Consider the following 20,458-nt stretch of genomic DNA (forward strand, 5'->3'; position numbering starts at 1 on the left):
AGCGCGACCCGCGCGGGCCCCCCGGCACCCATGGCGGCCAGCCGATGAGCGCAGCCCGAGAGCTCCGGCGCTCGCCGCCGGCGCCCCTGCTCCAGACGGTCGATCGCCTCCGAGCGCAGGCGTCCCTGCGCCTCGACCCCGCCCGGCGATCCGAGCTCGGCCAGTTCCTGACGCCCCCCCGGCTCGCCTCGTTCATGGCGTCGCTCTTCCAGCGCCTCGGCGGGTCCCTCCGCGTCCTCGACGCCGGCGCGGGCGTCGGCTCCCTCACGGCGGCGCTCGTCGCCGAGGCGTGCTCCCGGCCCGACCCGCCGACGGACATCGTCGCCGTCGGCTACGAGCTCGATCCCGCGCTGGTAAAGCATCTTTCCCAAGCCATGCGCGCGTGCCGCGACGCCTGCCGCGCGGCGGGCATCGCGTTCCACGGGCGCGCCATCCGCGCCGACTTCATCGCCGCGGCCGTCGAGGAGCTCTCCCTGCCCGGGCCGCGCGCGCGCTTCACCCACGCGATCCTCAATCCGCCCTACAAGAAGCTCGGCGCCGGCTCGGCGGCCCGGCGCGCGCTGCGCCGCGCCGGGATCGAGGCGAGCAACCTCTACGCTGCGTTCCTGGCGCTCGCGGTGCGCGTCCTCGAGCCCGGCGGCGAGCTCGTCGCCATCACGCCGAGGAGCTTCTGCAACGGCCCTTATTTTCGCGCCTTCCGCGAGCTGTTCCTGCGCGAGATGTCGCTCCGCCGGGTGCACGTCTTCGAGTCGCGGACGGCGGCGTTCGCGGAGGACGACATCCTGCAGGAGAACGTCGTCGTCTGCGGCGTGAAGGGCGCGCCGCCGGGCGCCGTGCTCGTCTCGTCGAGCAACGGCCCGGACGACGGGCCGATCGCGGCGCGGGAGGTCCCCCTCGCCGAGGTGGTGCGGCCGGGCGACCCGGAGCGCTTCATCCACGTCGTCCCGGATCAGGCCGGGAAGGACGTGGCGGACGCGTTCGCGCGGCTGCCCGCGCGCCTCGCCGATCTCGGCCTCTCGATCTCCACGGGCAAGGTCGTGGACTTCCGCGCTCGGGCGTTCCTCCGCCCGGACCCCGCGGCGGACGCCGCGCCGCTCATCTACCCCGCGCACCTCGACGCCGGCGTGGTCCGCTGGCCGAGGCCCGGCAAGAAGCCGAATGCCCTGGTCGACTGCGCCGCGACAGCCCACCTCTGGATGCCGAGCGGGACCTATGTCGTGGTCAAGCGCTGCTCCTCGAAGGAGGAGCGCCGGCGCATCACGGCGGCCGTGTTCGATCCGGAGGTGGTGCCCTGCGCGCGCGTGGGCTTCGAGAACCACCTCAACGTCTATCACCGGGGCGGCGCCGGGCTGCCGCCGCTCCTCGCCCGCGGCCTGCGCGCGTTCCTGAGCTCCACGCTCGTGGACGCGTATTTCCGGCAGTGGAGCGGCCACACGCAGGTCAACGCCGCCGACCTCCGGCGGCTCACGTATCCCGCGCTGGAGACGATCGAGCGGCTCGGCGCCCGCGCCGGCGACCGCGCCCTCGGCCAGCGCGAGATCGATCGCGCCGTCGAGGAGGCGCTCGGCGCGGGCCCGTGAGGCGCCCTCCCCGGGGGCGACCCGCCGGCATGCCGTGATTGCCAGTCCGGCGCCGGACGCAGAGAACATGGCGTTTCGGCGGGCGCGCCGAAGCCGGCGAACCTCGCCTTCGGGGACATCGACGAGAGCCGGTGTCCATCGCCACGAGGGGAATGCTCTCTCCGAGGAAAATGGCGAGTCTCATGCGCGCGCGTGGCTCGCTTCACCGCATCTCGCGCTGTGCGAAAGATGCGGTCTGGTTGCTTTATCCACCGGCGATGGTAACAACACCGCATGTTTCATTCCTCTCTGCGTGGTCACGCGCTCCTCGCGCTCTTCGCCCTCTCCGCGCTCGCGCCGGGCTGCGGCTCGGAGCGGCCGCAAGCGGGCGATACGAAGCCGCCGGCCTCGGGGCCCGGCCAGGGGACGCCGTTCGAGAACCCCGGCGGGATGTGGATGCCCGAGCAGATGGCGCAGCACAAGGATCAGCTCGAGGCGCTCGGGCTCGAGATCGATCCGGCGTCGCTCGCCGATCCCACGTCGTCCCCGCTCGGCGCGGTGGTGAGCCTCGGCGGCTGCTCGGCGTCGTTCGTCTCGCCCGACGGGCTCATCGCGACGAACCATCACTGCGCCACGCGGGCGCTCCAGTACAACTCCACCCCGGATCAGGATCTCCTGACGAACGGCTACCTCGCGAGGACCCGCGCCGAGGAGCGGTGGGCCGGCCCCACCGCGCGCGTCTTCGTGACCCGCGCCTTCCGCGACGTCACCGGCGAGGTGCGGCGCGGCCTCGAGGCGATCCCGGACGATCTCGAGCGCTATGAGGAGATCGAGCGGCGCAAGAAGCGGCTCGTGGCCGCGTGCGAGGAGGGGCGCCCGGAGCTCCGCTGCTCCATCGCCGAGTACTTCGGCGGCGGCCAGGTCTCCTTGATCGAGCAGCTGGAGATCAAGGACGTCCGCCTCGTCTACGCCCCGCACGAGGCCATCGGCAACTTCGGCGGCGATATCGACAACTGGCGCTGGCCGCGCCACACCGGAGATTTCTCCTTCTTCAGGGCCTATGTCGGCAAGGACAACCGCCCGGCGAGCCACGCGGACGACAACGTCCCTTACCGCCCGGCGCACCACCTGAAGCTCGCCTCCGCGCCGCTCCACCAGGGCGACCTGGTGATGGTCGCCGGCTATCCCGGCACGACGAACCGGCTCCGGACCGCGGCGGAGGTGGAGTCCGCCGTGTCATGGCAGTACCCGAAGCGGGTGTCGTTCTACGAGGAGTCGATCGCCCTCCTCGAGGATCTCGGCAAGAACGACCCGGCGGTGCGCATCAAGGCGCACTCCACCATCCAGGGCTACAGCAACTACCTGCTCAAGACGCGCGGCCTCCTCGAGGGGCTGGTCCAGGGCGGCCTGGCCAAGGAGAAGGCCAAGCTGGAGGGCGAGCTCAAGGCCTGGATCGACGCCGACCCGGAGCGCAAGGCGGCCTACGGCGGCGCGATCGAGGAGATCGCCGCGCTCCACGCCGAGCAGCGGAAGACGCGCGACCACGACGCGGCCGTGGGGGAGATCCTCTCGTCCGCGCGGCTCCTCGACGCCGCCGTGACCCTCGTGCGCATGGCGGAGGAGCGGTCCAAGCCGGACGCCGAGCGCGAGGCCGAGTACCAGCAGCGCAACTGGGAGCGGCTCGAGCAGGCGCAGGTGTCGCTGCAGAAGTCCTACGACCGCGGGATCGATCGGAGCACCTTCAAGCTGGCCCTGAAGCGCGCGCTGCGGCTCGATCCGAAGGACAGGCCGGCGCTCGTCGGGAGCCTCGCGGGCGGGGTGCCGCCGACCGAGGCCGCCCTCGGCGCGGCCGTCGACGCCCTCTATGAGAAGACGGCGCTCGAGGACGCGGCGACCCGGGTCAAGCTGCTCAAGACGGCGACGACCGAGGCGCTCAAAGCGAGCGGGGATCCGATGATCCGCCTGGCCCTCGCGCTCGCGCCCATCGACAAGGCCATCGAGGCCCGCGACAAGGCCTACGCCGGCGCGATGGCCCTCGTGAAGCCGCGCTTCGTCGAGGCGCTCCGCGCGTACCGGGGCGGCATGCTCGCGCCCGACGCGAACGGCACCCTCCGCGTCACCTACGGCACGGTGCGGGGCTACCGCCCGGAGCTCGACAAGCCGGTGTATCGCCCGTTCACCGTCCTCAGCGAGGTCGTGAAGAAGACCACCGGCAAGCCGCCGTTCGACACCCCGGAGGCGCTGCTCGAGGCCGCCCGCGAGCGGCGCTTCGGCCCGTACGTGGACGACGATCTCGGCGAGATCCCGGTCTGCTTCCTCAGCGATCTCGACATCACGAACGGCAACTCCGGCTCCGCCACGCTGAACGCGCGCGGCGAGCTCGTCGGCCTCGCGTTCGACGGCAACTACGAGGCGATGGCCTCCGACTGGCTCTTCATGCCGTCGATCACCCGCACCATCCACGTCGATCACCGCTACATGCAGTGGGTGATGGACGCGGTGTCCGGCGCGGACGCCGTGCTCAAGGAGATGGGCGGCGCGCCCGTCATCCCGTAACTCGGCCCGGGCGGCGCCGGCGCGCGATCCGATGCGATCCCATCGTCACGCGCCGGCGTCGTCGGACGAGATCCGCACCTCGCCCTCGGCCACCGTCCACAGGATCGACGTGCAGCTCCTGCCGAACGCCCGGTCGTGGGTGACGAGGAGCAGCGCGCCCGGGTAGTCGGCGAGCGCGCGCTCCAGCCGCTCGATCGAGGGCAGATCGAGGTGGTTTGTCGGCTCGTCCAGCACCAGCGCCCACGCGTGCTGCCCGAGCCCGAGCGCGATCATCAGCTTCCGCGCCTCGCCCGGCGACGGCCGCGCCGACGCGAGCAGCCGCCCCGGCTCCACCCCGAGCGCCGCCACAAGCGACATCACCCGCCCGCGCTCCTCCGGGGGCAGGCGCCGCGCCCGCGCGAGCAGCGCCTGCTCCTCGGCCTCGCCGAGCTCCTGCGGCACATAGAGCACCTTCTCGGCCGGCACCCGCGCGCCCTCGAGCAGCGCCTTCACCAGCGTGGTCTTGCCGCTGCCGTTCGGGCCCGCGACCCGGATGCGGTCCTCGCGGCCGACGCTGAGCCGCACGTCCCGGAGCAGCGCCCGCCCGTCGCCGCCGGCGCGGATCTCGGGCGCGTCGAGCACGAACAGCCACGGCGCGGGCGACCGCTCGTAATCGACGAACACGCTGCGGCCCACGGCCTTCTCTAGCTCGAGCTCCCCCGCCTCGGCCGACACCTTCTCCAGCTTGCGCCGCGTCACGCCCACCGTGCGCGACAGCCGCGCCTCGGCCGCGGCCACCCGGATGCCCGCGAGCATGCCGCGGGCATCGTGATCGCGCGGGCCCTTGACCCGCTTCTTCGTGCTCCGCTCCGCGTCGGCCGCGGCCTGCGTCCGCCGCTCCTCGCCAAGCCGGCGGCGGAGATGCCGCTCCTCGGCGCGCAGCCGCTGGTGCGCCTCCTCGCGGCCGCGCGCCTCCGCCTCCCAGAGCTCCTTGGCCGCGCTGTACCCGCCGGGGTAGAGCCGCGCCGCGGCCCGGTCGACCCGGATCGTGCCGACCGTCAGCGCGTCGAGGAGCTCGCGATCGTGCGAGACGCACGCGCCGATCCCCTGGAATCCGCCGAGCGCGCCGACGAGCAGCGCCCGCGCGTCGGCGTCGATGTGGTTCGTCGGCTCGTCGAGCAGGAGCACGTCCGGCTCGGCCGCGAGCGCCGCGCCGATCTGCCACCGCTTGCGCTCGCCCGGCGACAGCGTGGCCCAGCGCTCGAGCTCCGCCGGGTCGAGGAGGAGCTCGCCGCGCAGCCGGCGCGCGAGGCCGTCCTCGGCCTCGGAGAGCGCGCGGATCGCCGCGTCCGCGTGCTCCACGGCCTGCGGGCAGACCGCGATCGTCGCGCCCCGCGGCTCGACGCGCAGGCCCCCGGCGTCGGGCTCGAGATCTCCGGCGAAGAGCCGGAGGAGCGTGGTCTTGCCGGCGCCGTTCGGCCCGACGATCCCGTACCAGCCGGGCGTGAGGCAGAGATCGACGTCGGTGAGGATCGGGGACGCGTCGGAATAAGCAAACGTGAGGCGATGCGCCCGCAATGACGGCATAAGAGCTCCTGAATCCGAGGGCCACGCGGCCCGGTCACGGGACGGGCGGGCTGCGCCGCGCGCCAGGGCTCATGCGACCTGGCGCGCTCGCGGCCCGCGACGGAGACCGATTCAGGAGCTGATCTTCACCGGAGCACTCTCCTCTTGCGTCAGCCGCACTCTGTAACAGACGGCCCCGGCCCACGCAACCGCCCGCCCCCTCGCTCAGGCGGCCAGGAAGCCGCCGTCGACCGGGAGCGCGGCGCCGGTCACGTAGCCGGCGCCCTCCGAGCAGAGCCACAGCGCGGCGCCCGCGATCTCGTCCTCGGTCGCCATGCGCCCCAGCGGGTGCTGCGCCACGAGCGCCCGCACCAGCTCGGGCGCGAACGCCTCGGCCTGCTCCATCGCGGGCGTGCGGGTGACGCCGGCGCAGAGCGCGTTCACGCGGATCCCCCGGGGCGCGACCTCGAGCGCCACCGAGCGCGTCATCCCGACGACCGCGTGCTTGGACGCGACGTACGCGTGGTGCGCCGCCTTCCCGGCGACGCCGTAGATCGAGCTCATGTTGACGATGGCGCCCCCGCCCGACCCGAGCATCGCCGGGATCTCGTGCCGCATGGCCAGCCAGACGCCGCGGGCGTTCACCGCCATGACGTCGTCCCACACCGCCTGGTCGGCGTCCTCGAGGCGCGCCATGTCGCCGCCCACGCCCGCGCAGTTCGCCGCGACGTCGAGCCGGCCGAAGCGCTGCACCGTCTGCTCCACGGCGCGCCGCACCGATGCCTCGTCCCGCACGTCGGTCGCCACGAACAGCGCCGGCGCGCCCTCCCGCTCGAGCGCCGCGCAGGCCCGCCGCCCGGCGTCCTCGCCGCGCGCGGCCACCGCGACCCGCGCCCCGCCGCGCGCGAACGCCCGCGCCGTCGCGAGGCCGATGCCGGAGGTGCCCCCGGTGACGAGGGCGACCCGCCCGGAGAAATCGTACGTGATCATGACAGCTCCCTTCCTTGTGAAACCACGCGGCGTCCGCGCCGAGGCCGCGTGGCGCTACGCGGCGTCCGCGCCGAGGCCGCTCCGGATGAACCGCACCGCCTGCTGCGCGAGGCGGCGGCGGCGCTTCGGGCCGAGCTGCTTGCGCAGCGCGTCCGAGGCCAGCACCTCGTGGAGCTCGGCCCCGAGCTCCTGGAGCACGACCTCGGTCAGCCCGGGGCCGACGACGGCGGAGACCAGGCGCGTCGCCACCTCGAGGCTCGTGTCGGTCGCGCGGAGGGCGCCGCTCGCGAGGCCCTGCTCGAGCAGGGCCCGGAGCTCGGCGACGCCGGCCTCGCAGATGGCCCGGTGCAGGCCGCGGACCTCGGCGTCCGCCGTCGGGTCCGCGGCCGCGGCCGACAGGCGGGCGAGGCGCGGGTGCTCGACGAGGAACGCCATGCCGCGCTCGATCTGGGCCTCGAGGCGCGCCCAGAAGTCGCCCTCCACGGCCGCGGCGCCCACGAACTCGCGCTTGCGCCGCGGCGCCTCCTCGGTGAGCAGCCACCGATACAGATCGAGCTTGTCCTCGAAGTACTGATAGAAGCTGCCCTTCGGGATGCGGGCGCGGCGCGCGATCTGCGACAGCGACGCCTCGGCGTAGGTCCGATCCGCGAACTCGGCGATCGCCTCGCGCACGAGGCGGTCCCGCCGCTCCTCGGGCAGCCCAAAGAACGTGCTCTTCGGCATGCGACCGATCAGTCATATGACCGATCGGTCGCATGGTCAAGGAGGCCCGCCGGCCTGTGGGCGGGATCGCGGACGCGACCGCGTCGCCGTCCGCGCCGCCAGATGGGCGGTGGCGGGCGAGTTGGGCGATGATGGAGGCGTGAGGGCGGCACCCGCCCCGCGCACCCCCTTTCTACCAAGGACCGATCCGTGACCAGCACCCAGCCGATGATCCAAGGAAGCGTGGCCCCTGGCTTCGAGCGCGTTCGCGACGTGTTCGTCGAGAACCTCACGCGACAGGGCGACGCCGGCGCGTCGTTCTGCGCCTACGTGGACGGCGTCGAGGTCGCCCACCTCTGGGGAGGCGAGGCCCGCCCCGGCGTCCCGTGGACCGCGGACACGCTCGCGTGCGGGGCCGCCGTGGGCATAGGCATCGCCGCCCTCGTGGCGCAGCGGCTCGCGGACCAGGGGAAGCTCGACGTCGACGCGCCGGTCGCCGCGTACTGGCCGGAGTTCGCGGCGGAGGGCAAGGGCGCGATCACGGTGCGCATGGTCCTCGGCCACAGCGCCGGTCTGCCCTGGTTCCCCGACCCCGAGCTGCGCGTGCGCCTGGACCGCCCCGAGACGCTGCTCGACGACCAGGCCATCGTCCGGCTCATCGAGGCGGCGCCGCCGGTCTGGGAGCCGGGGACGCAGTGTGGTTACCACACGACGACCTACGGCTGGCTCGTCGGCGAGATCGTCCGCCGCATCACGGGCAAGAGCCTGGGGACCTACCTGCGCGACGAGATCACGGGGCCGCTCGGGGCCGAGTACTGGATCGGGCTGCCCGAGGCCGAGCACCACCGGGTCGCGTGGATGAGCCCCGATCCGATCACGGATACCGATCAGTTCTACAAGTTCATCAACGCCGACACGCCGCCCGGCAAGGCGATGTTCATGAGCCCCGGCCGGCGCTTCGGCGACCTGATCCGGGATGGGATGAACCACCCGACGTTCTGGAGGGCGGAGCTCGCGTCCCGCAGCGGGGTGGGGACCGCCCGCGGCGTCGCCCGGCTGTACGCCATGCTCGCCTCGGGGGGAGAGCTCGACGGCGTCCGGGTGGTCTCGGCCGACTCCACGGCTCGCCACACCCAGGTGCAGTACGACGGCAACGACTTCATCTGGGGGAACCCGCTCCGGGTCGGCCTCGGCTACATGCGGCCCTCGGCGAGCGTGGGCATGGGCCCGCACGACGAGGCGTTCGGCCACCCCGGGTTCGGCGGCGCGATCGGCTTCGCGGATCCCGTCTCCCGGGTCGGCTTCGCCTTTATCCCGAACCGCATGGTCCTCGCGCTCACGACCGACGCGCGGGCCGAGACGCTCGCGTCGGCGCTCTACGGGTGCCTGAAGACCGCCGCCTGAGCGCCGGCGGTGGTCGCACGGCCCCGTGCACGTTGCCATGGAGTGCCGGAGATCCATGATCTCCTGTTCCCGCCCCCCTCCCGCTCTCCCGCGATCCTGTTGAAATCTCCCCGCCGCCGAGGGCTCTGGTCCTCGGCGGCCGCGCGCGACGTCGCGCCACGTCGCGCCACGTCGCGCCACGTCCAGCGCCCGCCGCCCCGGCGACGCGGCGGCGCGCGCGGGGTGCGGCCAGCCGCGCGCGGGATCGATCGAGCCGCGTCACGGCCGTCGCGACGGCCTCCGGGAACGGCGATCGCGCTCCGGACGGAGCGAGGCGTTCATTTTGCATAGCGAGCGAGCACGACGTCCTGCAGTGCTGTCTCGCTGCAATGCGCGTCACATCGAAAGTGAACTACTTCGCCGCCAGCATCTCTGGAAAGGGCCACGGGCGTTCGATCGAACGCATGCCTGAGGCTCTGTCGTCGATGACGCGCGCTCCCTGGAGCGCGCGCCGAGGCGACGTGCCCGTGCCCCGCGTCATGCATTCAGAGATGAAACCCGAGGTGAGCGCGGCTTTCATTGCTGCACAGTCGCTCCCGAGATCTCATGCGGATCATCCGGTCGTCACGGGCCAGGGGTCGCAATGCATCTCCACCGGATGGCCACTGCAGTGTCGTCCAGGTGCAGCAGGTCTCGCCGACGCCGCCTCCATGGGGATGAACGCGCGTCGGGCACGCAGAAATGTATTTTTATTTACGCTGCCTGGCTGCCATCGTCGGCCACCGCGTCTGCAGACTCGGTATGCGCGCCGCTTCGAACACGCGACTGAACGCGCGCCCGAACACGTGACCGAACACGTGACCGAACGCGTGACCGAACGCGTGACCGAACGCGTGACCGACGCGGACGAACGCGCGAACGTCGTCGTGAGGAATTCTCCTACAAAGATTACAGTTGCGCATTTGTCCGCATGGTATATACCACGCTGTCATCAGATGGAGGAGCACCGACGAATCATCGGACGTCCGCAGCAATGAAGAGAGCTTAACGGTTCTCTCGTTGGCTCTGGTCTCATGATGCACCGGGAGATGCCCTCGCTGCAGTTCAGGCGCTCGTGAGTCGCGCGCTCGCATCATCGCGAGCGTGACGACGACCGAGGAACGCGGCCGCGCCACGCGGGAGCCGAGCCACTGGCTCGCGCCGCGCGGCGGACCGCGAAGCGCCTTGCAGGCGAGCGATGCGCCCAGGTGGCCACGCACCAGAGTATTGCGGATATGCGTCCTGAGTCGTCCGATTCGTGCTCTCTCCAGCGCTAGGCAAGCTGCTCCCGGAGCAGCGTCGACCAACGCCATAGCGCGGCCCAGAACGGCGTCTGAGGCAGTACGAAACTCATGCTGGTGGACGTGCGCCGCCATGGCGTCGCGGCCGTGTCCTCCCCACGTCACAGGAAGAGCGCAATGACTCGACTGAACCTGTTTGCCCCCGATGTGCGAGAGAACCCATACCCCTTCTATGCGGCGCTGCGGCGCGAGTCGCCCGTGTGCCAGGTGGACCCGAACGGGATGTGGGTCGTCACGCGGTACGACGACGTCGTCGCCGCGCTGAAGGATACGCAGGTGTTCTCGTCGGCGGGGCTGCGCCTCGCCTCCGAGCCTCCCTATCTGCGGCGACATAACCCCCTGTCCCGCTCGTTGCTCATGGCGGACCCGCCGCGCCACGGTCAACTGCGTAGCCTTATCAACCGCGCCTTCACCGCGTCCACCGTCGCTTCGCTGGAGCCGCTGATGCGCTCCACGGCCGAAAGGCTCGCCGACGAGCTCGTGGAGCGACGCACGGTCGAGTTCATCTCCGACTTTGCCCTTCGCGCGCAGGTCAGTGTGCTCGCACAGCTGCTCGGGCTCGATCCATCGCTCAAGCAGCACTTCAAGCGCTGGGCGACGGACATCGTCGGCGTCAGCGGCGTCTCGCCTGAGGATCGGGCGCGGCTCGACGAGGTGCGCGGCTCGCTCGACGAGATGGAGCGGTACGCACAGGCTCTACTCGCCAAGCGCCGATCTCAACTCGAGGATGACTGGTTGAGCGATCTCTTGCGAGCCCGTCTGGATAACAACGAGCTCACGGACGACGACCTGATCGGCTTCATTTTTCTGTTCCTGGTCGCCGGGCTGGAGACCACCGTGACGCTCATGACCCAGGTGGTGTTGACGCTAGCTCGACGCCCCGAGTGGATGGATCGATTGAGAGACGAGCCTGCGCTCATCGCGCCCTTCATCGAGGAGGTCTTGCGTATCGAGCCTCCGATACACGCCACCATTCGGCTCACGCTCGCCGAGACGGAGCTGCGGGGCGTGCGCCTGCCCGCTCAATCCGCCGTGCTGCTGCTCGTCGGCTCGGGCCTGCGTGACGAGGCGCGGTTCCCAGATCCGGACCGCTTCGACCCGGAGCGCCGCGTGCAAGCCAACCTGGCCTTCGGGCATGGTGCCCATTTCTGCGTCGGGGCTCCCCTGGCCAGGACACAAGCCCGGGTGGTGCTGGAAGAGCTCCTGCGGAAGGTTCGTCGCTTCGAGCTCCGAACCGAGCGCCTCGATTGGAATATGTCCCTCAACACTCGCTGCCCGCTCGAGCTTCCGGTCGAGGCGGTCTCTCGCCCATGGGCACAGTGCGCGTGAGCGACGGATTTGTCTTGCCGCTTGATTACTTTTCGATGGAGCCGTAGATCCGTGAACGCGAAGAAGACCTGTTTCTATTATCCGTTTTTTGCATCGTGTCATCCTGACGTGAACGTCGTCGAGCGTCGGACCTTGCAATGGATCCACCAGCTCCAGCTGGCACATGACGACCGTGCGATCTCGCGGATCAAAGGGGCCAGCGTCGCTGCGCTCGCGGCGTGGTTGTTCCCGTCGGCGGACCTGCGGACTCTACAGCTGGCGTCCGACTTTACCGCGGCGCTGTTTTTACTGGACGACGCTTTCGATGACGGTCAGCTCAGCAAGGATCCGCAGCTCGCCGCGAGGCTCAATGACAAGTATCTGGGCGAGCTCTTCGGGCACGTCGAGGCCGACAGGAGCGATAAGCTGATGCGAGGGCTGCTCGACGTTCGCGATCGTATCAGGAGGGATTACCCGCACTTCGTCCTCAATCGCTGGCTCATGCATTGTCAGCATTACTACGAGGCTCACCTGTGGGAGGTGAAGAATCGCATACGCCAGAGGATCCCCACGGTGGATGAATACCTGATGATGCGGCGCTTCAGCGGAGCGGTCTACGCCTATTGCGACCTGCTGGAGCTGCTGCTCGAACGGCCGCTGCCGCTGGAGATCGTCCAGCATCCATTGCTACAGAGCGTCCGCGAGATCTGTAACGACATCCTCTGCTGGACGAACGACTACTTCTCGCTCGAGAAAGAGCTGCGGTCCGGCGATGTCCACAATCTGATCATCGTTCTCCGAAATGCCACGGGGTCGACCCTGGAGGAAGCCATCTCGCGGCTGTGGCGCATGCACGACGACCGGATCGCGGAATACCAGCTGATCAAGCAGAAGCTGCTCTCTTCATCGGCAAGCAACGAGGTTCGTCAATACCTCGACGGTGTCGATTCCATGATCGCAGGCAATCAGCGCTGGGCGCTCGGCGCCGACCGGTATGCCGAGTCGAGGGCCTTCGCAGGCGTAGCCTTCGCGCACGCAGGATGACGGCGCGCGTGCCCGCCCGGGCGAGCTACGGAGCGGGCCGACCCGACCGAGGCGCGCAGGGAGGCGCCGGCGGCGCCGAGCGCGCGCCGGACGCTTCGTGCATCCATCGTGGGTTCACCAGGTCGATGCCAGCCGAAGCGCCGGACAGCGCTGCTCATGCATAGAGCCTCGACGACGTCCGCCTCATCGCGTACGCGATGCCTGCCTTCAGGTTGGCCCGCGTCTCTATCGTGCCGAGATCGACGCCGAGCGCGACCAGGCTCTGCGCCACGGCCGGACGAAGGCCGGTCAGGATCGCCTTGCTCCCGAGTAGCCCGAGCGCCCTGGCCAGGCTCATCAGCCGGCTCGCCACGCTCGTGTCTAGGCTCTTGACCCCAGTGATGTCGACGATCACGACCTTCGCCGAGCTTGACGCGACGCTCTCCATCGCGGTCTCGATCATCTGTGCAGCCCGCTTGTCGTCGATGGTCCCGATGATGGGCATCACCATGATCTCGTCCGTGATAGGGATGCACGGCGTCGACAGCTCGAAGAGGCGCTCCCGCTGGGTCTGGATGATCTCCTCCTGCATCTGGACGCGTTCCTCCTGCAGGCGGACGCGCTCCGCGAGCTCCAGCTGCAACCTGTCGTTCACGGTACGGAGCTGCTCGTTGGACACCCGGAGCTCCTCGGTGCGCGTGGCGACCTCCTGCTCAAGCCTCTCGTAGAGCTTCGCGTTCTCGATGGAGATCGCGACCTGCGTCGAGAGCAGGCTCAGGAGCTCGAAACGAGCCTTCGTGAACGCTCCCGTCGACAGGTTGTTTTCGACGTAGAGCACGCCGACCAGCCGCCCCTGCCGCAGGATCGGCAGACACATCAGCGACTTGATCTGTCCGTCTCGGATGTAGGGATCCGCTGAAAACTTGGCTTCATCGGCCGCGTTGTCCAGGAGCACGCTCTTCAACGTGCGTTGCACGTAGCTCACGATAGACTGCGGAGCTCGCCTGAACGATTCCATGGCGACGCCTTGGAGCACGTTGACCTGCTGCGGCTCCACGGTGCCCTCTGCCTCGACGAACAGCGATCCCCCGCGAGCGAGGGCCAGCACGCCGGACTGCGCGCCGACGCTCTCCAGCACGAGCGTCATGAGGCTCCCGAGCAGCTTCTCCAGAACGATCTCGCTCGCCAGGGCCTGCGACGCCCTGATGACGCTGAGCAGATCGAGGATCGCTCCGTCGTGGCTGGACGTCGTTGTCACGGACGTGGGCTGCTCGGCCGTCCCCTCGAGGAGCAGCTGAGGGAACGTGGCGACGAGGCTCTGGCATTTCGCGTCAGCGCCCCACAGCGCGTAGCCACGGTAGGCCATCGTCAGGTAGTGCTGTGCGATCTCGTGCCGGCCCAGCCTGCGGTAGAAGGACGACGCCAGCTCGCACCCCAGCGCCTCTTCATGCATGTAACCGTGCTTCCGGGCCCCCTGTATCGCCCGGTCGTAGAGGTCCATCGCCTCGACCACCGCATGCTTCACGCGCGCCAGCTCTGCTTGCACTAGATCGTACTTATGCTGGCTGTTCTGCGGGGCAGAGCGCGCCCACGCTCCGAGCCTCAGCTGGTTCGCCTCGACCCCGGCGAGCACGGCGCTCCGTTCCTCTTTCGAGACTTCATCGAAAGCGGCGAGGGCCGAGAGCGATTGATAGAAATTGTGCTCGACGAGCGTGATGAAGCCGGCGGCGCCGTCCTGGTACTCTCCTCCGGCGCGAAGGCAGCTGAGGGCGTTCTTCGGGTAATTGAAGAAGTAGAGCTGCATGCCCTTCGCGAGATGCAGGGAGAACATCGACGGCCGGTTGTGGCCCAGGCAGGACATCATCGTCGTCTCGTCGAAGCTCTCCCCGGCGAGCAGCCGCTTGCTGGCGGAAGGGTCACGGAGGCTGCGCACGAGCTGTCGCCAGATCCTCACGTAATAGAGCTGGTATTGCTGGTCCAGCTTGAGCGACAGGTCGACGGAGTGCTTCATGCGCTGCTCGACCGACGCCAGCTCTTCACCGATGAACAGCGGGTAGGTTGCATGGTGTATCGAGTTGTATCCGGCGTACTCGATGTCTCCCGTGTCCAGCCCCACTTGGATGCCGTGCCGAAGCGGCTCGATGGTCTCCCTCGCGTGCCGCTTCCAGTGGTGAAGCACCATGTAGTTCAACGCGTAGACCTTGGACTCGATCTCGACCGCGCCGAAGCGGCGGACGAGCTCGATCCCGAGACGACCAAACTCGAACCCTAGATCGATGTTGTTCAGGAAGCCGCACTGAATGAGCCCGTAGATCGTGTAACCGAACGCGCCGAGCGGCGAGTTGCCGTGCCGCACGCAGATGTCGACCATCGTGAACGCGAGCGTCGGGACGAGGGCGGGTCTGGCGAGATAGGCGGCGGGGTTCACGGAGGCGAGGATGCGCATCGCCGCCTGCATCCGCCTGTCCTTCATCGGTGGGAGCTGCGCCAGGCGAGCGATGTCGACGTTGGCCGGCGGCGCCTCGGACAGCGGGACCTCCAGCATGGTGAGCACGCGCAGGCCGAGCTCGATGGCCTCGTGCATGCGATTCTGTGATATGTAAAATTGAATGCGCGTCTCGTAGACCCGGATCGTCTCGAGCACGTCTCTGGCGCGCTCTTCGACGATCTTCGCGGACGCCTCCGCGCGATCGAAGTTGATCGTCAGGTACTCCAGCTCGACCAGATCCGTGTAGATGGCGAGCGACAGATCGTGGTTCGCCTCCCACGCGTCCTCCGGCAAGAAGGCCGCCGCCGCGCGGAGGCACTGCACCCCAGGGCCGTACGCCGTGGACCGCCTCGCCTTCTGACCGGCCTTGAGGTTGAGCAGCGCCGTCTCGAAGCGCTCTCGCCGGTCCACGATCAGCTCCGCCCCCATGTTGAGGTGCATCACGATGTCGTAGATCCGCTCCTCGATCGACTCGATCGGGGTCTCGCGGATCAGGAGCCGCCCGAGCTCGAGGTGGGTCCTCTCCTGCTCGACCTCCGTGAGCAGCTTGTAGGCCGCCTGCTGCACGCGGTCGTGCAGGAACTTGAACGTGACCGGGCCCTCGTCGTCGTCGTCGTCGAGGAAGCGCGCGATCTTGTAGTCGCCGTCGACGGGCACGACGAGCCCCGCGTCCAGCGCGTCCCAGAGATCCTCGTCGGTGGCGCGCAGGTCCTTGTGGTGGAGGAGCGCGAGGATCCTCAGATCGAACTGGTTGCCGACGCACGCGGCGAGCTTCAGGACCTGCTGCGTCGCCGCGCGGAGCCCCTGGATCCGCCGGACCATGAGATCGACGACGTTGTCCGCGACGTCCATCCGCTCGATGTCGGCGATGTTCCACGTCCAGGCGCCCGTCTCCGAGCTGAAGCGCAGGTGACCGTCGCGGCAGACGCTCTCGAGGTACTGGATGGTGAAGAACGGGTTGCCGTGCGTCTTCGCGAAGATGATGTCCGAGAGCGGACGGCACTCCCCGGGAGGCGCGTCGAGCGTGTCGGACACGAGCTGGTTCACGTGCTCGGGCGCGAGCGGCTTCAGCGCGATCGTGCGCACGCGCGCGCCGCTGCGCGGCAGCGCGCCCAGCATCACCCGCAGCGGGTGCGCGTCGTCCACCTCGTTGTCGCGGTACGACCCGAGCAGGAGCAGGTGGCGGATGTCGGCGTCCTCCAGGAGGACGCTGATGAGGTTGAGCGAGCCCGTGTCGGCCCACTGGAGATCGTCGAGGAACAGCACGAGCGCCCGCGTCTTCTGCGCGATCGCGCCGATGAAGCTCCGGAACGTCAGGTTGAACCGGTTCCGCGTCTCCATCGAGCCCAGGGCCGGGACGGGCGGCTGCTCGCCGAGGATGAGCTCGATCTCCGGGATCACCTCGGCGATGACGCGGCCGTTCGGGGCCACCGCCGCGAGGATCCGCGCCTTCCAGTCGGCGAGCTCGTCCTTGCTCTCGGTGAGGATCTGCCGGACGATCTCCCGCAGCGCGCCGATGACGGCGGCGTACGGGACGTTGCGCGTGAACTGGTCGAACTTGCCGGCGGCGAAATAGCCCCCCTGCTTCGCGATCGGCTTGTGGATCTCGCTCACCACCGCCGACTTGCCCACGCCGGAGTAGCCGGCCACGAGGACGAGCTCCGACGTTCCCCCCGCGCCGCTGATGCTCCTGAACGCCGAGAGGAGCGCGCCCACCTCCTCCTGCCGGCCGTAGAGCCGCTGCGATATCTGGAGCCTCGTGGGCTTGTCCTTCCTCCCCGGCACGAAGTCCAGCGCCGGCGCGCCGTGCTCCAGCATGTGGAGGCAGGCCTTGAGATCCGCCTTGAGGCCGAAGATGCTCTGATACCGCTCCTCCGCCGTCTTCGACAGGAGCTTCATGATGACCCTGGAGAGCGCCTCCGGGATCTCCGGCCGGAGGAGGTGCGGCGCGACGGGCGTCTTCGCGATGTGATGGTGCACGAGCTCCAGCGGATCCGTCGTCTCGAAGGGGAGGCGCCGCGTCGTGAGCTCGTAGAGCGTGACGCCGAGCGAGTAATAGTCCGAGCGGAAGTCGATCGACCGGTTCATCCGGCCCGTCTGCTCGGGCGAGATGTACTGGAGCGTGCCCTCGCCGGCCGACCAGGGGTCGTACACCGCCGCGCGCTCCCCCGGCAGGAGCGAGGCGATGGAGAAGTCCGTGAGCTTCGACGTGCTCACGTCGCTGTCGACGATGATGTTGCTGGGCTTGATGTCCTTGTGGATGATGTTCCGCTCGTGGATGGCGCCGAGCGTGTCCGCGAGCTGGAGCGCTATCCGGACCGACCGCGCGAGCCCGATGCCCCGGCCATTGCCGCCCCCGGCGATGCCCTCGTCGATGACCGAGCGCAGCGAGCGGCCCGCGAAGTACTCCATGATGAGCGCGGCGTAATCGAGGCGGACCTCGAGGTCGTACACCTTGACGACGCCATCCAGGTCGAGGTTCCGCGTGATCTCGTACTGGCGCTTCAGGATCGCGACGTTGCGGGTGCCATTGACGCCCTTGCGCGCCACCTTGATGACGCACATCTTGCCCGTGCTCTTCTTCCGGCCGAGGTAGACGCTGCTGCGAGCTCCGTCGTGCAGCGTGTCGAGCAGCTCGTGATTCAGTAGTTCCACCATGACTGCTACCCCCTGGAATGATAAGGACTATCGATCCGGCGCGGCGTTCGGTCTGTATCGAGAGGAAGGCCCCGGAAAGACGGCAGTCTTCAGGGGCGCGGAGATCGGCTGCGTCGCTGGAAGCGCGCGCGAACCGCCGGAGGAACGAACGTGCTCGGCGGGGCGCATCACCGTAAGCAATCGAAACGAGCGGCTTGTGTCAAGGTCGAACCGCCGCTTCTCCACCGCACGGATCGTGCCCTCTCACGTGGGGCTCCGCGGCCGAGACGCCGCGCGTCACGGCTCCGGCGCGCGCCCGTTGGAGCGCCGGAGCGAATGGGTGGACGGAACTCCTTAGGGGGGCTCCTGATGTTTTGCGACGAGGCGGCATGTCGACGGTTCATTGAAAGGAGCGCAATCGGCTCCTTTGAATTCGGGCGAGGCGCGGCGTGATCCACGCGCGTTCGCGGCGGCGACGGTGCGGGCGCGGGCCGGGGCAGGGAATGGGGCTGAATTCGTGGTGGGATACGCGGGTGTCGCGTGAGCTCATGTGGGGAGAGCGGGATGGCCCTACCGCGGGCCCGGTCAGGCGTTGCACCCGCCGGGGCCGCGTGGCGCCGGCAGCGCGGTCTCGTCGCGGGAGAGCGCCTCGAAGCGCGCCAGGATGATCTGCCAGCCCTCGTCGTGGCGGGCGCGCATCGGCGCCGCGCGCTCGCCGGCCCGGTCCCAGCCGCGGTGCACGACCTCGACCCGCGTCTGCGCCGCCACGAGCTCGACGAACTGCACCTCGACCTCCTGCGCCGAGGCGGGCGCGCGGCCCGGGTGCCACGTGAACGCGAGCCGCCACGGCGCGTCCCAGGCGACGACCGTCCCCCAGAGCGCCTCGGTGCCGTCCCGGGCCCGCTCGAAGACGCGGCCGCCGACCGACGGCTCGACGTGGCACGACACCGCCGCGCCGCGGCCCACCGAGTGCGTGGCGAGCGGCCACCAGTCGGCGATCCGCCGGACGAACAGGTCGAAGGCGTCCGCCTGCGAGAGCGGCACGATCAGCGAGCGCCGCAGCGGCGGGACGACGTCGGTCGCCATCGCCGGCTACTTCCCCGCCGCCGCCTCGGAGCCCGGCCGCCGCGGCTCCCGCGCGCCCGCGAACGCGGCGCCCTCGCGGCCGATCGAGGGCGCGTCGGCGATGTGCCCGCGCTCGTCGATGACGTGGCCCATCGCGCCGAGCGCGCGCCGCAGGTCGTCGGGGAAGCCGCCGGTCTCGGCGATCAGCTTGTCGGGGTAGTCCTGCTGGTGGAAGCGCGGCGCGTTGACCGCCGTGGTCACGTCGAAGCCGAAGTCGACCACGTTCGAGAGGATCTGGAAGACCGCCGTGAGGATCGTCGGGCCGCCCGCGGCGCCGAGCACGAGCTCCACGCGCCCGTCCTTCCCCGTCACGATCGTCGGCGACATCGACGAGAGCATGCGCTTGCCGGGCGCGACGGCGTTGGCCTCCCCCTGCACGAGGCCGAACTGGTTCGCGGTGCCGGGCACGGTGGCGAAGTCGTCCATCTCGTTGTTCAGCACGAAGCCCGCGCCGGTCACCGTCACCCCCGAGCCGTACCAGCCGTTCAGCGTCGTGGTCAGCGCGACGGCGTTGCCCTGCGCGTCGACCACCGAGAAGTGCGTCGTGTGCGGGCCGCGGCCGCCCGAGTCCTTGACGCCCGCGCCGCGGGTCAGCTCGTCGGTCGGGGTCGCGCGGTCCGGCGCGATCGTGGCGCGCTGCTTCTCGGCCCACGCGACCGAGAGCAGCTCCTCCACCGGGTTCTTCACGAAGTCGGGATCCCCGAGGATCTCGTTGCGCGCGATGAAGACGCGCCGCATCGCCTCGGCGACCACGTGCACGTGCGACGGCGAGTGCCAGCCGAGCTTCGCGACGTCGAGCCCATCGAGCTGGTGCGCGATCATCGCCAGGGCGAGGCCGCCCGACGAGGGGAGCGGCATGGAGGCGACGCGGCGCCCGCGGTACTCGAACACGACCGGCTCGCGCCACTTCGCCTTGTAGCTCTTGAGATCCGCGGCCGTGATGATGCCCTTGCCGCGCCGCATCTCGGCGACGACGAGCTCGGCGGTCTTGCCCTCGTAGAAGCCGGCGGGCCCCTTCTCGGCGATGCGCTCGAGCGTCGCCGCGAGCTCGGGCGACCTCCAGGTCGCGCCGACCTGGATGGGCGCGCCGCCCGGCAGGAACAGCGCGGCCGAGGCCGGGAAGCGCGCGAGCTTGCCCGAGGCCGCCTTGACGGTGGTCGCGAAGTTCTCGTCGACGAGGAAGCCCTCCTTCGCGAGCCGGATCGCTGGCGCGATGAGCTCGGCCCAGGTCTTCTTCTTGGAGCCGAGCTTGTCGTACGCCTCCCAGAGCCCGGCGACGCTGCCGGGCACGCCGGGCGCGAGGTGGCCGACGCGGGAGCTCTCGGTGGGCTTGCCGTCCTTGCCCCGGTACATGTCGTGGGTCGCCCTGGCCGGCGCGGTCTCGCGGAAGTCGAGCGCGTGCTCCTTGTCGCCGAGGCGCGCGACCATGAACCCGCCGCCGCCGAGGTTGCCCGCCGTCGGGTGCACCACGGCGAGCGCGAACGCCGTCGCGACGGCCGCGTCGACGGCGTTGCCGCCGGCGGAGAGGACGTCGGCGCCCACCTTCGTGGCGAGCGCGGCGTCGCTGGAGACCATCGAGGGCCCCCGCACCGGCGGCGCGCCCTCGGGGTAAGGCCACCCCGCGGGGAACCGCGACGCCGGCGCGGCTGGAGGGGCCGGCGCGGTCGGCGCGGGCGCCGAGGCGGCGGCGCTCGGCGGCGGGGGCGGGGGCGGCGCGGGCGGCGGCGGGACGGCGGCCTCGCAGCCGGCGAGGAGGACGACGGCGAGCAGCCGATGAAAGGCGCGGAGCTTCATCGCGGCGG

General features: G+C 70.1%; 11 protein-coding genes. 5 read left to right on the top strand and 6 right to left on the bottom strand.

Features of this window, described 5'->3' with window-relative positions; genetic code table 11:
• Nucleotides 1-44 precede the first annotated feature (44 nt).
• Nucleotides 45-1,580 carry an Eco57I restriction-modification methylase domain-containing protein gene (locus WMF20_RS47950; RefSeq protein ID WP_437608539.1) on the top strand — a complete coding sequence of 512 codons (1,536 nt, stop codon included), beginning with the start codon at nt 45-47 and terminating at the stop codon, nt 1,578-1,580.
• A gap of 273 nt (nt 1,581-1,853) precedes the next feature.
• Nucleotides 1,854-4,115, top strand: a complete 2,262-nt coding sequence (locus tag WMF20_RS47955) for a S46 family peptidase (RefSeq protein WP_437608541.1) — start codon at nt 1,854-1,856, stop codon at nt 4,113-4,115.
• 45 nt (nt 4,116-4,160) lie between these two features.
• On the opposite strand, the gene WMF20_RS47960 is transcribed toward WMF20_RS47955, so the two are convergent.
• From WMF20_RS47960 to WMF20_RS47970, 3 genes are all read right to left on the bottom strand, one after another.
• Nucleotides 4,161-5,681 (bottom strand): ATP-binding cassette domain-containing protein, encoded by a 1,521-nt coding sequence (locus tag WMF20_RS47960; RefSeq protein ID WP_437608543.1) that lies wholly within the window; start codon nt 5,679-5,681, stop codon nt 4,161-4,163.
• A 204-nt stretch (nt 5,682-5,885) separates the two neighbouring features.
• On the bottom strand, nt 5,886-6,650 hold the full coding sequence (locus tag WMF20_RS47965) for an SDR family NAD(P)-dependent oxidoreductase (RefSeq protein ID WP_437608545.1): 765 nt from the start codon (nt 6,648-6,650) through the stop codon (nt 5,886-5,888).
• Between the two features lie 54 nt (nt 6,651-6,704).
• A complete protein-coding gene (locus WMF20_RS47970) occupies nt 6,705-7,373 on the bottom strand; it encodes a TetR/AcrR family transcriptional regulator (RefSeq protein ID WP_437608547.1) in 669 nt (222 codons plus the stop codon).
• 189 nt (nt 7,374-7,562) lie between these two features.
• Between WMF20_RS47970 and WMF20_RS47975 the strand changes: the two genes are divergently transcribed.
• The 3 genes from WMF20_RS47975 to WMF20_RS47985 all read left to right on the top strand — a co-directional run bounded on the left by WMF20_RS47975 (nt 7,563) and on the right by WMF20_RS47985 (nt 12,427).
• Nucleotides 7,563-8,756: a serine hydrolase domain-containing protein gene (locus WMF20_RS47975; protein ID WP_437608549.1), complete on the top strand. Its 1,194-nt coding sequence runs from the start codon at nt 7,563-7,565 to the stop codon at nt 8,754-8,756.
• A 1,370-nt stretch (nt 8,757-10,126) separates the two neighbouring features.
• Entirely contained in the window at nt 10,127-11,404 is a 1,278-nt protein-coding gene (locus tag WMF20_RS47980) for a cytochrome P450 (protein ID WP_437608551.1), read from the top strand.
• A 51-nt stretch (nt 11,405-11,455) separates the two neighbouring features.
• Nucleotides 11,456-12,427, top strand: coding sequence for a terpene synthase family protein (locus WMF20_RS47985; protein ID WP_129580521.1), 972 nt, complete (start codon nt 11,456-11,458; stop codon nt 12,425-12,427).
• Between the two features lie 154 nt (nt 12,428-12,581).
• On the opposite strand, the gene WMF20_RS47990 is transcribed toward WMF20_RS47985, so the two are convergent.
• From WMF20_RS47990 to ggt, 3 genes are all read right to left on the bottom strand, one after another.
• On the bottom strand, nt 12,582-17,552 hold the full coding sequence (locus tag WMF20_RS47990; RefSeq protein ID WP_437608554.1) for an AAA family ATPase: 4,971 nt from the start codon (nt 17,550-17,552) through the stop codon (nt 12,582-12,584).
• Nucleotides 17,553-18,116: 564 nt separating this feature from the next.
• Complete coding sequence (locus WMF20_RS47995) at nt 18,117-18,617, bottom strand: SRPBCC family protein (protein ID WP_437608556.1); 501 nt, start codon at nt 18,615-18,617, stop codon at nt 18,117-18,119.
• A gap of 6 nt (nt 18,618-18,623) precedes the next feature.
• Nucleotides 18,624-20,450, bottom strand: coding sequence for a gamma-glutamyltransferase (gene ggt / locus WMF20_RS48000; protein ID WP_437608558.1), 1,827 nt, complete (start codon nt 20,448-20,450; stop codon nt 18,624-18,626).
• Between the last annotated feature and the right edge of the window lie 8 nt (nt 20,451-20,458).

Source organism: Sorangium sp. So ce834, from assembly GCF_051521425.1.
GTDB classification, from domain to species: Bacteria; Myxococcota_A; Polyangia; order Polyangiales; family Polyangiaceae; genus Sorangium; species Sorangium cellulosum_D.

Bases quoted from the DNA above. Each gene is read 5' to 3' on its own strand.
- WMF20_RS47965 (WP_437608545.1), bottom strand. From the start codon at position 6,650: ATGATCACGTACGATTTCTCCGGGCGGGTCGCCCTCGTCACCGGGGGC.
- WMF20_RS47980 (WP_437608551.1), top strand. From the start codon at position 10,127: ATGCTGGTGGACGTGCGCCGCCATGGCGTCGCGGCCGTGTCCTCCCCA.
- WMF20_RS47970 (WP_437608547.1), bottom strand. From the start codon at position 7,373: ATGCCGAAGAGCACGTTCTTTGGGCTGCCCGAGGAGCGGCGGGACCGC.
- WMF20_RS47950 (WP_437608539.1), top strand. From the start codon at position 45: ATGAGCGCAGCCCGAGAGCTCCGGCGCTCGCCGCCGGCGCCCCTGCTC.
- WMF20_RS47990 (WP_437608554.1), bottom strand. From the start codon at position 17,552: ATGGTGGAACTACTGAATCACGAGCTGCTCGACACGCTGCACGACGGA.
- WMF20_RS47995 (WP_437608556.1), bottom strand. From the start codon at position 18,617: ATGGCGACCGACGTCGTCCCGCCGCTGCGGCGCTCGCTGATCGTGCCG.
- WMF20_RS47955 (WP_437608541.1), top strand. From the start codon at position 1,854: ATGTTTCATTCCTCTCTGCGTGGTCACGCGCTCCTCGCGCTCTTCGCC.
- WMF20_RS47960 (WP_437608543.1), bottom strand. From the start codon at position 5,681: ATGCCGTCATTGCGGGCGCATCGCCTCACGTTTGCTTATTCCGACGCG.
- ggt (WP_437608558.1), bottom strand. From the start codon at position 20,450: ATGAAGCTCCGCGCCTTTCATCGGCTGCTCGCCGTCGTCCTCCTCGCC.